This is a genomic window from Kitasatospora nipponensis, from assembly GCF_039528135.1.
GTDB classification, from domain to species: Bacteria; Actinomycetota; Actinomycetes; order Streptomycetales; family Streptomycetaceae; genus Kitasatospora; species Kitasatospora nipponensis.
Map to the genome: position 1 here is coordinate 1 of NZ_BAAALF010001125.1, position 528 is coordinate 528.

The window sequence follows — 528 nt, forward strand, 5'->3', positions numbered from 1 at the left end:
AGACCTGCTTCTTGAGCAGGTCGTTGATGGGCCGTCCGCTGTTCCACAGCTCGGCGAAGCGCTCGGAGACGAAGGAGCCGAGCGGAGTGGTGGCGCGGACCTCCAACTGCTGGGCGTCGCCGGAGCGGCGGTCGACCGGGAAAAAGCTCAACATCATCCGCTGGCCGCAGCGGTAGAGCTGAATGGAGGGCGCGGCGTCGTAGACGCGGACCTGGAGTTGGGCGCGGCGCTCGGGTGCGAGCCGGGTCTCGATCCGGCGCAGGTCGCGGATGGTGCGGAGGATTTCGTGCCGTACGTCGGCGCTGAGCTCGTGGGAACGCTGCTGGGCGGCGAGGGAATCCGGATCGAGCAACATGATCTGCAGGATCGCACCCCGGCCGATCGCGGCGCCGGCGGCGGCGGCGAATCGCTGGGCGGTATCGCCCGAGATCATGGTCGAGGTGGTGTCGAGGATGCAGACGATGTCGCCGGTCTGGGCGACCTTGTCGCAGAAGGAGACGTAGTCCAGCCGGAGGGGTTCGCGGACCC

At 68.4% G+C, this 528-nt stretch carries 1 protein-coding gene; it reads right to left on the reverse strand.

The genetic code is table 11. From position 1 onward, the window contains the following. The coding region (locus tag ABD323_RS45215; protein ID WP_344447752.1) for a hypothetical protein at nt 1–528 on the reverse strand (528 nt) is incomplete at both ends.